Origin of the sequence: Candidatus Amarolinea aalborgensis, from assembly GCF_900491745.1 — a bacterium.
GTDB classification, from domain to species: domain Bacteria; phylum Chloroflexota; class Anaerolineae; order SSC4; family Amarolineaceae; genus Amarolinea; species Amarolinea aalborgensis.
Genome location: NZ_UETR01000036.1, coordinates 18,991 through 32,507, shown reverse-complemented (window position 1 = coordinate 32,507; position 13,517 = coordinate 18,991). Strand labels below are relative to the sequence as shown.

The 13,517-nt window shown below is 61.8% G+C and carries 11 protein-coding genes; 3 read left to right on the top strand and 8 right to left on the bottom strand.

The annotated features are described in order from the left end of the window. Window positions 1-155 precede the first annotated feature (155 nt). The gene (locus tag ACPQ6D_RS20845) at window positions 156-1,229 is read left to right on the top strand and encodes an alpha/beta hydrolase fold domain-containing protein (RefSeq protein ID WP_423226279.1); all 1,074 of its coding nucleotides are present in this window, start codon (window positions 156-158) and stop codon (window positions 1,227-1,229) included. Window positions 1,230-1,443: 214 nt separating this feature from the next. Beyond that, window positions 1,444-2,898, top strand: a complete 1,455-nt coding sequence (locus ACPQ6D_RS20840; protein ID WP_423226278.1) for a glycoside hydrolase 5 family protein — start codon at window positions 1,444-1,446, stop codon at window positions 2,896-2,898. Window positions 2,899-3,015: 117 nt separating this feature from the next. On the opposite strand, the gene ACPQ6D_RS20835 is transcribed toward ACPQ6D_RS20840, so the two are convergent. The 8 genes from ACPQ6D_RS20835 to ACPQ6D_RS20800 all read right to left on the bottom strand — a co-directional run bounded on the left by ACPQ6D_RS20835 (window position 3,016) and on the right by ACPQ6D_RS20800 (window position 11,731). After that, window positions 3,016-4,182: an aminotransferase class I/II-fold pyridoxal phosphate-dependent enzyme gene (locus ACPQ6D_RS20835; protein ID WP_423226277.1), complete on the bottom strand. Its 1,167-nt coding sequence runs from the start codon at window positions 4,180-4,182 to the stop codon at window positions 3,016-3,018. A 48-nt stretch (window positions 4,183-4,230) separates the two neighbouring features. Further along, on the bottom strand, window positions 4,231-5,223 hold the full coding sequence (locus ACPQ6D_RS20830; protein WP_423226276.1) for a sugar phosphate nucleotidyltransferase: 993 nt from the start codon (window positions 5,221-5,223) through the stop codon (window positions 4,231-4,233). A 31-nt stretch (window positions 5,224-5,254) separates the two neighbouring features. Next, a complete protein-coding gene (gatA, locus tag ACPQ6D_RS20825) occupies window positions 5,255-6,715 on the bottom strand; it encodes an Asp-tRNA(Asn)/Glu-tRNA(Gln) amidotransferase subunit GatA (protein ID WP_423226275.1) in 1,461 nt (486 codons plus the stop codon). Continuing rightward, the gene (gene gatC, locus ACPQ6D_RS20820; RefSeq protein ID WP_423226274.1) at window positions 6,715-7,008 is read right to left on the bottom strand and encodes an Asp-tRNA(Asn)/Glu-tRNA(Gln) amidotransferase subunit GatC; all 294 of its coding nucleotides are present in this window, start codon (window positions 7,006-7,008) and stop codon (window positions 6,715-6,717) included. Before gatC ends, gatA begins: the two co-directional genes overlap by 1 nt. Before the next feature lie 86 nt (window positions 7,009-7,094). Next, complete coding sequence (locus ACPQ6D_RS20815) at window positions 7,095-8,483, bottom strand: undecaprenyl-phosphate glucose phosphotransferase (RefSeq protein ID WP_423226273.1); 1,389 nt, start codon at window positions 8,481-8,483, stop codon at window positions 7,095-7,097. Between the two features lie 7 nt (window positions 8,484-8,490). Continuing rightward, window positions 8,491-9,411, bottom strand: coding sequence for a glycosyltransferase family 2 protein (locus tag ACPQ6D_RS20810; RefSeq protein ID WP_423226272.1), 921 nt, complete (start codon window positions 9,409-9,411; stop codon window positions 8,491-8,493). Window positions 9,412-9,502: 91 nt separating this feature from the next. Continuing rightward, window positions 9,503-10,486 (bottom strand): glycosyltransferase, encoded by a 984-nt coding sequence (locus ACPQ6D_RS20805; RefSeq protein ID WP_423226271.1) that lies wholly within the window; start codon window positions 10,484-10,486, stop codon window positions 9,503-9,505. A 144-nt stretch (window positions 10,487-10,630) separates the two neighbouring features. Then, the gene (locus ACPQ6D_RS20800; protein ID WP_423226270.1) at window positions 10,631-11,731 is read right to left on the bottom strand and encodes an ABC transporter ATP-binding protein; all 1,101 of its coding nucleotides are present in this window, start codon (window positions 11,729-11,731) and stop codon (window positions 10,631-10,633) included. A 518-nt stretch (window positions 11,732-12,249) separates the two neighbouring features. Between ACPQ6D_RS20800 and ACPQ6D_RS20795 the strand changes: the two genes are divergently transcribed. Beyond that, window positions 12,250-13,482, top strand: coding sequence for a ribonuclease D (locus tag ACPQ6D_RS20795; RefSeq protein ID WP_423226269.1), 1,233 nt, complete (start codon window positions 12,250-12,252; stop codon window positions 13,480-13,482). The last annotated feature ends 35 nt before the right edge of the window (window positions 13,483-13,517 follow it).

The window sequence follows — 13,517 nt, the reverse complement described above, 5'->3', positions numbered from 1 at the left end:
ACATTGGGAATTGCTGCAGGCGGGAGGCCTGGCTGCCGGTCGCGCAATCCTCAGAATCTGTGCAAACGATCTTGAGAATTTCTTGAGATTCTTCCGCTACGATGGTGAGCGTCAAGGCGATCCGCCTGGCAACACCAAAAAAGGAGTTCGTAAAAATGTCTATGTCTTCTGAAATCAATCGCCCTACCCAGCGCCGCCGCGCGGGGCTGAGATTACTCGCCGTCGGCGTCCTGATCGTGCTTGTGAGCGGGATCATCGCCGGCTGCGCGGCCACCGCGCCAGCCGCGCCGGCCACGGCAGCCGCAACGCCCACAGCGCCGGCCACGGCAGCCGCAACGCCCACAGCGGCAGGTGCGGCGCCAGCCGCGCCGGTTGGCCGCGGCGCGCCTGGCGGCGGTATGACGCAAGTTAAGGCCACGCCAACCTTCAAGGATGTGGTCTATGCCTCGGTCTCCGCGACGCAGAAGCTCGACCTGTATCTGCCGGAAGGCAGCGGCCCCTTCCCGTTGGTCATCAACGTGCACGGCGGCGGCTTCATGATGGGTGATAAGAGCAATCCGGCCGGCGCCGACGAGTTCCTGGCCGCCGGTTACGCGGTCGCCAGCGTGGACTATCGCCTGAGCGGCGAGGCCCTGGCTCCTGCACAGATTCAAGACGTCAAGGCCGCGGTGCGCTTCCTGCGCGCCAACGCGGGCCAGTACAAACTCGACCCACAGCGGTTTGCCGCTTTCGGCCAGTCAGCCGGCGGGAACCTGGTGGCGTTGTTGGGCACTTCGTGCGGCGCAGCGGCGCTGGAAGGGGCCGATTTGGGCAACGCCAATCAATCGAGCTGCGTGCAGGCCGTGGTGGATTGGTTCGGCCCTACCGATTTCCTGCAGATGGACAAGCAGTTCGCCGGCACCTCTTGCCCTGCCACCCACGACGCTGCCGATTCGCCCGAGTCGCTGGTGATCGGCGCGCCGATCCAAACTGTGCCCGACAAGGTCAAACTCGTCAACCCAATCACCTATGCATCGGCTGCAGCCCCGGCCTTCCTGATCCAGCACGGCACCGCAGACTGCAACGTGCCGCCGCAGCAAGGTCAACTGTTGTACGATGCGCTGAAAGCCGCCGGATCGGACAAGGCTACGCTGACCTTCCTCGAAGGCGCTGGCCACGGTGGTTCGCAGTTCAGCGATGCCGCTAACATGAAGGTGGTGCTGGGCTTCCTGGCCGCCAATCTGAAGTAGATCGCCCAGCGCGAGGGATGCATTGAACGCTTAGCGAGCGGACGCTCTTCAGCAGCGCCCGCTCGCGCGCGAAGCGTTCACCGGTTCAATCTGGGCACAGGTCAGCGGCCGCAGCCGGAACTGGAAGTTGATTCGATCGCTCGTTGACAGCCTGCCGATCTGGGCTATAATCGTCGCGACCAGTTGTTTGTCCATAATCTGGGACCGACGGAGGATGACCATCAAAACAATCAGTCGCACGTTCAAGCAAGCGCCGTTGGCCTGGCTGTTTGCCCTGTTGGTGCTGGTGGGCTTTGGTGTGGCCGTGCTGCGCAACCCGGCGCCCCGGCTGCGCCGCGGGGTTCATCTGCTGCCCGCCAGCGATCGCACGTTAGCCCTGGCCGAAGCGGCCGGTTTCGACACCGCCGTCGCGATCTTCAGCTGGCGCGACATCGAGCCGGCGCGCGGCGAGTACCGCTGGCAAACCCCGGATGAGGTGGTCAACGGCGCCGCCTTCTACAACCTTGACCTGGTGGTGCGGCTCGATCAGCCGCCTGCCTGGGCCAGCCCTGCCGGCGCCGCGTTGAACGCGCCGCCGGCGGACCTGGGCGATTACGCGCGCTTTGCCAGCGCGGTGGCCGCGCGTTACCAGGGGCGCATGGCCGGTTACATCATCTGGAACGAGCCAAACCTGGCCGTGAATTGGGGAGGACAGCCGCCGGACCCGGTCGGGTATGCGGCCCTGCTCAAAGCCGCCTTTGCGGCCATCAAGGCGGCCGATCCCGACGCGCTCGTCATCAGCGCCGGGCTGGCCTCGACCAATCAGCAGGATGCCGCAGCGCTGGATGATCGGCTTTTCGTGCAAGCGATGTACGCCGCCGGCGCTGCGCCCTATTTCGATGCGCTCGGCGCGCACCCCTACGGCTTTGGCCGTCCGCCGGACGATGCTCGCGGCGCCCATGACGGCCTCAACCTGGCGCGCGTGCTCGATCTGCACGACGCGATGCAGGCGGCAGGCGATGGCAAGAAACCGGTCTGGGTGACGGAATTTGGCTGGACGGTGCAAGACGCCGCGGGCGCTGGCGGCCAGGCGGTGACGCTTGGGCAACAAGCCGAATACACGGCGGCCGCCTTTGGTCGCGCCTCAGTGGACTGGCCCTGGCTGCAACTGCTGGCGGTGTGGAACCTGGGCGGCGAGGGACACCCTGAGGCGGGCGGTTACAGCCTGCTGGAGGCCAACGGAGAACCGCGGCCGGTCTTCACCGCGCTGCAGAAGGCAAACGGCTTGCTGCCGCCGCGCTTGCCGCGCAGCAGCGGTTCATTGACGCCTGATTATCGCCAGGTGTTGGCGGCCGATGCGGTCATCCAACTGGGCGGCGATCTCTCAACGCCGAACGGCGCGGGCCGGGCATGGCAGGGAATGGTCTATGTGCCTGATCCCGGTGCGCGAGCGTGGACCTTGACGATGCAGGTTGCGCAGACCGGCGCCTGGGATTACACGGTGTGGGTCAACGGGACGCAGCTCGCGCCAGCGTCGCCGCCCGCAAACAGCGGCGGTCAATGGGCCACGGCTGCCTGGACGGCGCCTGGCTCGCTCCTGCGCCTGGGGCCAAACGAGATTCGGGTGAGCCTCGACGAGAACCAACCCGCGTCGGCTCTGCAGATCAAAGACATCGTTCTCACGCGCTGATTCCACAAATACAAAGCCCACGGGAAGCGCACTACTTCCCGTGGGCCTCCGATCTCCGATCTCCGATCTCCGATCTCCGATCTCCGATCTCCGATCTCCGATCTCCGATCTCTCCCCTCACCCATGCCGCTGCATGAAGCGATGCATCTTCTCCAACGCCTGCTCGATCTTCTCATAGGCGGTGGCATAGGAGCAGCGCACATAGCCGTCGCCGCCGACGCCGAAGGCATTGCCCGGCACCACGGCCACGTGTTCCTCTTGGAGCAGACCATTGGCGAACTCCTCGTCGCTCATGCCGGTCTTCTGCACGGAGGGGAAAGCGTAGAATGCCCCCTGGGGTTCGAAGCAGTCAAGGCCAATCTCATTCAGCCCCTTGACGATCAATTGGCGGCGGCGATCATAGCTGGCGATCATCGCGTGGACGGCTTCTTCGGCGCTCGGATCGGAGAGCGCGGTCACACCGGCCATTTGCCCCGTGGTGGGTGCGGACATGATCGTGAACTGATGCACCTTGCGCATCGCGGCCAGCAGATCGGCGGGCGCGGCCGTGTAGCCGATGCGCCAGCCAGTCATGGCATAGTTCTTGGACAGGCCGCCCAACAGGATGGTGCGCTCCTTCATGCCGGGCAAGGCTGGCACGCAGGTATGCTCCACGCCGTAAACCAGCCGATCATAGATTTCATCGGAGAGAACGATCAGGTCGTGCTTCTGCGCGACGGCCGCGATTTCAGCCATGCGCGCATGGCTCATGACCGCGCCCGTGGGGTTGTTCGGGTAGCCAATCAGCAGGGCTTTCGTGCGCGGGGTGATCGCGGCTTCGATCTGCTGCGCCGTCACCTGGAACTGAGTCTCGACATAGGTGGGGATCGGCACGGGGATGCCGCCGGCAAAGGTCACCTCGGCCGTGTAGGCGACGAAGCAGGGCTGCGGCACGATGACTTCATCGCCTGGGTCGAGGATCGCGGTCATTGCCAGGTAGAGCGCCTCGGACACGCCCACGGTGATGAGCAGTTCGGTCTCCGGGTCATAGTGAACGCCATAGAGCGCGGCCAGTTTGGCGGCCACGGCGTTGCGCATCTCGATGGTGCCGGAGTTCGAGGTGTAGCGCGTCTCACCGCGCTGCAGCGATGCGATGCCGGCGCGGCGAATGACATCCGGGGTGACAAAGTCTGGCTCGCCGATGCCCAGCGAGATCACGTCGGGCATGGTGGCGGCAATATCGAAAAAGCGCCGAATCCCAGACGGCGGCACACTGGCGACGCGTTGGGAAATACGGTTTGTCATACGACCATCCTCCTGCGAACGGTTTGCAGAGCAAGCGCGCAGCTTGCGTTAGGGGGCGCTGAAATCCACCTGGGATGAGTCGCCCACGTTCAGTTTGCGAAAACGGCCGCGCACCAGCGCGCCCTTACCGATGAGCGACTCGCACAGCATCGTGTCTTCGATGATGGCGTCTTCATCCACGATCGAATCACGAATGAGCGAGTTTTGCACACAGGCGCCAGCCGCAATGGTGGCAAACGGCCCCACGATGGAGCCTTTGATGCAGGCATTATCCGCAATGTAGACCGGCTGGATGATCGTAGAGTCCTCGATCCGTGCGCGCCCCACGTGCGCGCCGCCGTGTTCCAGCAAGTAACGGTTGGTGTGGAGCACCGTCTCTGGCTTGCCGCAGTCTTCCCAGACATCCACGGGCCGCGTGACAAAGCGCGCGCCCTGTTCGATCATCACCTGGAAGGCGTCGGCCAGGTAGAACTCACCCTTTGTCTGCCTGTTTTCGGCCATCAACTGCTCGATGGCGCGATTGAGCCAGGCGCCGTCGCGCAGGTGATAGACGCCTACCACGGCCATGCGCTGATCAAAACCAGCCGGCTTTTCGATCAACTGCGTCACCAGGCCGTCGCTGTCGGTCACGGCCACGCCAAAACGTCGCGGATCGGCCACTTCTTTGACATACAGGATGCCATCGGCATGGACCTGGGGGATTTCGAGCAGATTGGCCTCGAAGATGGTGTCCACGAAGATGATGAGGATCGGCCCTTCGATGGCCTCGCGCGCCAACCAGATCGCGTGCGCCTGGCCGAGCAGCTCTTTCTGTTCGAAATAGCGTGAGGGGAAATGATAGTTGGTTTCTACATACTCCCGAATCTGGTCGCCCAGGTAACCAACAATGAAGATGACCTCATCCAGCTCAATGTCTTTGAGCTGATCCAGGATGTGTCCCAGGACTGGCTTGCCGGCTACGTTCAGCAGCGGCTTGGGTTTGGTGTAGGTATGAGGGCGCAGGCGGGTGCCGAATCCCGCCAGCGGAATGACAACTTTCATGAGAGTCGTTGCTCCTCGTTCCGCCGTCGTTTCAAATCGGCGGATGCTGCAAATGCCAGGTGGTGGCCTGCTCATAAGCGTGGGCCGCGCGCAAAATCTTCTCTTCGCCAAAGGCGGGGCCTAGCAGCTGCAGACCGATCGGGAGATGGCTGCTGTCGAAGCCGCAGGGTATGGAAAGGCCGCAGTTGCCAGCCAGGTTGAGCGAAAGCGTGAACACGTCGGCCAGGTACATCTGCAGCGGATCATCGGCCTTTTCGCCGATCTTGAACGCCGTGAACGGCGAGGTGGGGCAGGCGATCACGTCCACCTGCTCGAACGCGCGCTCGAAGTCACGACGAATCAAGGTGCGCACTTTTTGGGCACGCAGGTAGTAGGCGTCGTAGTAACCGGCGCTGAGCGCATAGGCGCCAATCATGATGCGGCGCTTGACCTCCGGCCCAAAGCCGGCGCCGCGCGTCTGGCGGTAGTTCTCCCAGATATCGGTCGCGCCGGCTGAAAGCCCGAAGCGAACGCCATCGTAGCGCGCCAGGTTGGCCGACGCCTCGGCCGGCGCAATCAGGTAGTAGACTGGTAGAGCCTCGGGTGTGTTTGGCATGCTGACGTCAATGATTTCCGCGCCCAGCGCGGCCAACCGCGCGATGGCGGCGCGCACGGCCTGTTCAGTCTCCGCCTGGATGCCCTCGATGAAGTATTCTTTGGGCACGCCAATTCGCATCCCACGCACGTCGCCGGTTAGCGCCTGACGATAGGCAGGCACAGGAATGGGCATGCTGGTCGAATCGCGGGGATCATAACCGGCGATGGTTTCCAACAGAATCGCGGCGTCGGTGACATCTTTGCCAAAGGCGCCGATCTGATCCAGGGAAGAGGCAAAGGCCACCAGGCCAAAGCGGCTGACACGGCCATAGCTCGGCTTGATGCCGACGACGCCGCATAAGGAGGCTGGCTGGCGCACACTGCCGCCAGTGTCTGAGCCTAACGCGCCCAGGCACAGATCAGCCGCGACCGCCGCGGCGCTGCCGCCGCTGGAGCCGCCGGGCACGCGCGTCAAGTCCCATGGGTTGTGTGTCGTGCAGAAGGCCGAGTTCTCGGTGGAAGAGCCCATGGCAAATTCATCGGTGTTGGTCTTGCCCAGGAAGATCGCGCCGGCGGCTTCGAGGCGCGCCACCGAGGTGGCGGTGTAGGGCGGAATGAAATCCTCCAGAATGCGCGAACCGCAGGTGGTGCGCACCCCTTCCAGGCACAGCACATCTTTGAGCGCGAGGGGAATGCCGAGCAGCGGATGGTCATCACCCTGCTCCCGGCGCTGATCCGCCGCCGCCGCCATTTCCAGCGCCATTTCAGGCAGAATGGTCAGGAAAGCCTGCAAGTCGTTGTCAACAGCCAGAATGCGATCGAGCAGCGCCTGGGTGAGCGCCAACGAAGTCAGTTCGCCGCGCTGCAGCCGATCATGCGCTTCATGAATAGTAAGTCGAGACAGATTCACGGCCATCACTCTTCTTCCAGCACCGCGCGCACGCGGAAATGATTGTCTTCGGCGTCAGGCGCATTGGCCAGCGCGTCCGCGGTGGGAAGGCAGGGCTGCACTTCGTCAGTCCGCCAGACGTTCGTGAGCGGCAGCACGGTGGCCGTGGCCTCGATGTCGTCGGTGGGGAGGCGTTGTAGCCGTTGGGCGTAATCCAGAATGGAGGACAACTGGGTGCGGTAGCGTTCTTTTTCTTCGGCGCTCAGGCCCAGCTTCGCGAGCTCGGCAATGTGTTCGACATCTTGCAACGTCAGGGACATGATTTGTTCTCGTGTGAAAAAAAGATGACTATTGATGCAAGGCCGATTATAGCATTGCCTGGTGTTGCCAGCAAAGACGCCGTTCGCTAATATGCATTGTTGTTGCGGCGCGCCGCGTTGAGGATGGTCTGGATAATGATCTTGAAGTCCAGGGCCAGGGACCAGTTCTCGATATACCAGACGTCGTATTTGGTGCGTTCGACCACGGAGGTGTCGCCGCGCAGGCCGTTGACTTGCGCCCAGCCGGTGATGCCGGCCTTTTCGCGATGACGATCCATGTAACGCGGGATGCGTTGGCGGAACTGTTCCACGTACACCGGCCGTTCTGGTCGCGGACCTACCAGGCTCATATCGCCGACGAGCACGTTGATGAACTGCGGCAGCTCATCGAACGAGATGCGGCGGATCAGCGCCCCAAAGCGCGTGCGCCGTGGGTCATTCTTCACCGTCCACCCCGGGCCGTTGCTCTCCGCATCCGCGCGCATCGAGCGAAATTTGAGCATGGGGAAAGGCTTGGCGTCCAATCCCATGCGTTCCTGCACATAAAACACCGGGCCAGGCGATTCCAATTTGATGAGCAGCGCCGTCAGCATCATGATCGGCGAGGCCAAGAGAAGAGCCAGGCAGGCGCCGACAATGTCCACCATGCGCTTGAGCGCCAGCTTCCATCCGCGCAGGGCCACATCGCGCACCGTGAGCAGCGGCAGACCGCCAAAGTCGCTGATGCTGACCTCGTTGGCCATGATCTGGAAAACATCCGGGAAGACGCGAATGCCCACTTTTTCGCGCTCACACATCGAGATGATGCCCAGGATTTCCTGGTGGCTGGCTTCAGGCAGCGCCACGATTACCTCGTCGACGCGTTGGTCTTCGATGATCTGCGGAATATCGGCCGGCGTGCCCAAGAACGGTGCATCGTCCAGCGCGGCGGTATTGCCGTTGGAGTCTACGACGCCTACGATGCGATAGCCCAGGTTGGGGCTGTGCCGAATCCGCTGCAGAATCATGCGCCCCACGTCGCCCGTGCCGATCAAAAGGATCCGGTCCTCGCCAATGCCGCGCGCCTGCAACATGCGAAAGCCGCGCGCAACCAGGAGGCGGCCAAACGTCACCAGGATCAGCGTCAACGCCCAGAGATAAATCATCATCCAGCGATGATAGTCAACCTGGTCACGAAACAGCAGCGATGTGAAGGCCACGCTCATCAGGGTGGCGATGGAGACGGCGCCGAAAAGGGCATAGAACTCGTCCAGGTAAGGCGTGTTGTGGCGCCGGTAGTAGAGTCGCTGCATGAGGAAAACGATCAGCGCGCTGCCAACCTGCAAGGGAAGGATGGGCAGGAAATTGCCCAGCGGGCCGACGCTGTCACCTGCGGTGACCACACGCAGGCGATAGGCCAGCAGAAAGGCCAGCGTGGTCATAACAATGTCCATCGCGATCAAGACCATGACCTGCACGAACTGATTGCGCTTCATGAGACTCCTAGACGATGGCGGGTTTTGGGCGGCTCAGCCGCCAGGCTTTCAATTTGCGACTTGTCATCGCCAATGCGCCGCGCAGCGAAATGCCCCCCAGCACCAGGAGATGCACAGGCCAGGGGGTTTGCGCGGCGTAGTGCTTGCGGTAGAAAATGGCCATGGCCCGGTAGAACTCGTAGCGCGCTTTGTCACTGTGCTGGCTGGCTGCTTCTTTGTAGTGCAGCACGGTCACGGCGGGGTTATACCACACCTTCCAGCCCGCGGCTTTGATGCGAAACGCCCAATCGAGATCTTCGCCGTACATAAAAAAGGTCTCATCCAGCAGGCCGACTTGGCGAATGGCTTCGCCGCGCACCAGCATAAATGCGCCCACGACGGAATCAAGCTCGATTTGCACATCAGGGCTAAGGTAGGTCAGGTTGTAGCGGCCAAAGCGCGGGCTGTGCGGGAAGAGTTTGCTAAGGCCCACCATGCGATAGAACGATACGGCGGGCGTGGGGAACGAACGACGGCAAGCCAGGTCCAGGCTGCCGTCTGGTCGTATCAGTTTTGGCCCAGCCACACCGCAGTCAGGGCGCGCTTGGCAAAAAGCCAGCATGTCTCGCAGGGCCGTGGGAGGCACGACCGTGTCAGGATTGAGCAGGAGTGCGAAGCGGGGCGTGCTGCCCGGCGTTTGGTCGTCGAACCCTGCGCGGCGCAGACCGACGTTGTTGCCGTAGGGATAACCGCCGTTCACCGGGCTGGCGATCAGGTCTACCTGGGGAAACTCGCGGCGCACCATTTCCACACTGCCATCGGCCGACGCGTTGTCAACCACGTACACCCGATAGGAAAAATCGCCCTGACTGGCAAAGACCGAGCTTAGACAGTCGCGCAGCAAGGCACAGGTGTTGTAGTTGACGATGATGATGGCTAGATCGAGCATAGTTCCTCGTTCACTTGCGATTCTAGCACGGGGTGGGAGGGCGGTCAAAACCTTTGCCCACGCAGGCGAGATTCGCGTCCACGGCTGCGCGTCACAAGCGCCTTCTGCGCCAGCGCCACCAGACGCCGACGGGATAGCCGATCATTTTCGCTGCATCCCCCACAACCCGAATCACCGGGGCCAGGCCCAGGGTCAACAGACGCTGAGGCCAGGTGAGTGGTTCCCATATGGCGCCCAGGCGTTGCCAGGGACGCCGGTTGTACGCCGCCAAGCCGAGCAGCAGGCCCAACCAGCCGACGGCGCGCGCGCGGCGTCCTCTGAAGGCATGACCAAGCAGCAGCGGCAGGACAATCAGGTAAATGGCGTAGCGAATGGCGTGGCGCCGGCGCCATAGATCGGCCTTGCCATCCCCGCGCGCGTAGCGGTAATACTGCGTGAAGAACGCGCTGAGTGAGCTGCGCGGTCGGAAGTGGGCAATGGCCCCTGGCGCCCAGGCAAAAGGGCCGGCCACGTCACGCAGGCGGAAGTCAAAAACCAGGTCTTCGCAATAGTCGAGCCATTCGGGATAGCCGCCGGCGCGCTGCCAGGCTGCGCGCGTAAAAGCCACGGAACGGCTGGACGGTAAGAAGACGGCCGGATCAATGTCGGCCAGCGCCGGAAGAACGGTGGCGCCCATGGCGATTTCGAATGGGGTAGTCGCATCAGGCTGAAAGAAACCTGCGACGACCTCCGCAGTCGCCCCAGGCTGTTGAAAGGGCGCCAGCAGCGCCGCCAGCCACCCTGGTTCGAGCCACACGCCGGCGTCGGTGGCCGCGATGATCTCATGCTGGGCCGTCGCAATGGCGCGGTTGCGACCCTGGCTGATGTTGCAGCCCGGTTCTACCAGGATGCGCAACGGCAGGCGATCCTGGTAGGCGCGCAGGTTGGCAACGGTGTTGTCTTGCGAACCGCCGTCCACAACAATGATTTCGTCGGCCGGGTGGGTTTGCGTCAGAAGGCTGTCGAGTAAACGACGAATGGCGTCGCCTTCGTTGAGTACGGTGGCAATGACGCTGACAGAACGTTGGGTCACCATGATGTCCAGAGAATCAAAGAGGCCAGTTCTTCGTCCCTTCGCCGTTGGCGGCGGGAGCGACGATCTGGCCTCTGCTGGTTACGCTTGACGAGGCTGTCCTGGCTCGATGCAAAGACGGGTCAGGACAGCAAGTGGGGCCGCCAGTTAGCGCAGCGCTAATTCCGTCTTGGGATCGAAGAAGTGCGTATTGTCCATGTTGAAGACAAGGTCAATCTTGTCGCCGGCGACGGCCTGGGTGCGAGGGTCCACGCGAGCCACGAACTGCTTCTTGCCTGTGAGCAAGTAGAGGAAAATTTCGTTGCCCATCAACTCAGTGACATCCACATCAGCCTGCAGCTCCGCCGGCCTGATATTCTGCGGCTCGAAACCGCGGGTGTGAACGTCTTCTGGCCGAATGCCAAAGATCACCTGGCGACCCTTATGCTTGCGCATCGCCTCGCCACGGGCGCCTGGAATCTCCATGCGGAAAGACCCACCGTCCACAAACATCTTGCCGTCTGCCTCGACCAGCGTGGCCTCGAAGAAGTTCATAGACGGGCTGCCAATGAAGCCAGCGACGAAGACGTTGGCCGGTCGGTCGTACAGGTTCTGCGGCGAGTCAATCTGCTGCAGCAGGCCATCCTTCATGACCGCGATGCGGCTGGCCATCGTCATGGCCTCGACCTGGTCGTGAGTCACATAAATGAAGGTGGTGCCCAACTGCCGGTGCAGCTTGCTGATCTGGGCGCGCGTCTGCACACGCAGCTTGGCATCCAGGTTGGAGAGCGGCTCGTCGAAGAGGAAGACCTTCGGCTCGCGCACGATGGCGCGGCCTACGGCCACGCGCTGGCGCTGACCGCCGGAGAGCTGTTTGGGTTTGCGGTCGAGCAGTTGCGTGATGCCCAGAATCTCAGCCGCGTTCTTGACGCGGTTGTCAATGTCGGTCTTGGGCATCTTGCGCAGCTTGAGGCCAAAAGCCATGTTGTCGTAGACGCTCATGTGCGGATAGAGCGCATAGCTCTGGAACACCATGGCGATGTCGCGATCTTTGGGAGGTACGTCATTGACGACACGGTCGCCAATCATGATTTTGCCGTCACTGATTTCTTCCAGGCCGGCCAGTAAGCGCAGCGAGGTGGTCTTGCCACAGCCCGAAGGGCCAACAAAAACGAGGAATTCCTTGTCTACCACGCTGATGTTCAGGTCATTGACCGCGGTGACATCACCCCAACGCTTGTACACATGTTCGAAAGTTACGCTAGCCATGAAATTGCAGCTCCTTGCTGATTGAGAATTGAGTTGCGCATTGTGGTTTGAACGTTAGACAGAACTGTGCGGTCGCCGCTGCCAGAGACACCCGTTGCCGATACTGCTCGGATGCCCGACTGAAAATATGATTGGCGCCGAAACAACGGGCTAGAGGGTGAAGGCTAGAAATCACCATAGGTCCCGCGTTCCCCAACAGGGCGGGGCTAAGAGCCAAAACCGTTCCAACGTCCTAACCGGTAAAAACAGATCGAAAGTTGAGAATAGGAAATCGTGGATTGAAGGTGTTCAGACGCAGCCAGGCCGGTGCAGAGAGCGGGAGCATGCTGACGGGCGCTTAACTCGCCGAACCAGGTTCATCACCTCCTTGACCAAACGTAGGCAAAACATTCTTGTGGGAGACTGTAGAAATTATACCACATTATCCTGAGTTGGCAAGCCGAACAACTTTGACATCCTGCTCAAATCTGCGATAATGAAAGCCATTGTCTGCAAGAGCCTTTGTCGAGGGGATCGCTATGTCAAGCCGTGATGCCGGCCAGGCGCAGCCGGCGGCGCAACTACCACAACTTAATCTGCCACCCCCCATTGTGATTCGTACGACCGCCCAACTCAACACCCTTCTACCGCGACTGATGGCCGCGCCAGCCGTAGCGGTGGACACTGAAGCCAACAGCCTGTACGCCTATTATCATAAAGTGTGCCTGATTCAGTTGTCAGTCAGGCAGGCCGAGGGGGAGAACGGGCAGGACGTTTCTGATTACATCATTGATCCCCTGGCCATCGAAATGGATTTGCGCCCGCTCGGCGCTCTGTTTGCGGCTCCCCAAGTCTTGAAGGTTTTCCATGCGGCTGAGAACGATGTCCTGATCCTAAAGCGTGACTATGACTTTACGTTTGCGAACGTGTTCGACACGTTGTGGGCGGCGCGGATTCTTGGCTGGCATGAAGTGGGTCTTGGCGCCATCCTGGAAAAACAGTTTGACGTGGTCATGGACAAGCGCATGCAGCGCGCCAATTGGGGCAAGCGCCCTCTGACCCGCGCCCAACTATCCTACGCACGCCTCGACACCCATTTTCTACTCGATCTGCGCGCGCGGCTGGAGCAGGAGTTGACGCAGCGTGGGCGACTGGCCGAGGCGCACGAAGTATTCGCCAGCATGACGTCGGTCGAGTATATGCACCGACCATTCGACCCCGACGGGTTTTGGCGGCTGCGCGGCGCGCGTGAGCTGGATGGCGGCCACCTGGCTGCACTTCAGGCGGCATACCTGTGGCGCGAAGAGAAGGCGCGCACACTCGATCAGCCGCCCTTCAAGGTGTTGGCCGATCAAACGCTCATCACACTGGCCGAACGACTCCCTGCTACTCTCCAGGAACTCATGGCGATGTCTGGCATCAATCCCGGCTTGATGCGGCGCTTCGGCGGCGAGCTGGTGCAGGCGATGCAAAAAGCCGCCGCAGGCCCGGCGCCTGCGCCGCCCAAACGCGTCCACCATCACCTCGTGCGGCCCGATGAGGGCACGGCGGTTCGCTATGAAGCCCTGCGCGCCTGGCGTACTGCGCGCGCCGTCGAACGCGGCGTGGATCCAGACGTGGTCCTGACCAATGACACGCTGATGACGATTGCGCGGCAAGCCCCAGCCACATTAACCGACCTGGCCGCGTGCGATGGCTTTGGCCCGGCCAAGCAGACCCTCTATGGCCACGAAATCCTGACCGTGCTCACGATGCAACCTAAAGCCGCGTGAACTCTTCAGCAGGCATCAGGTAACGAACGTAGAAA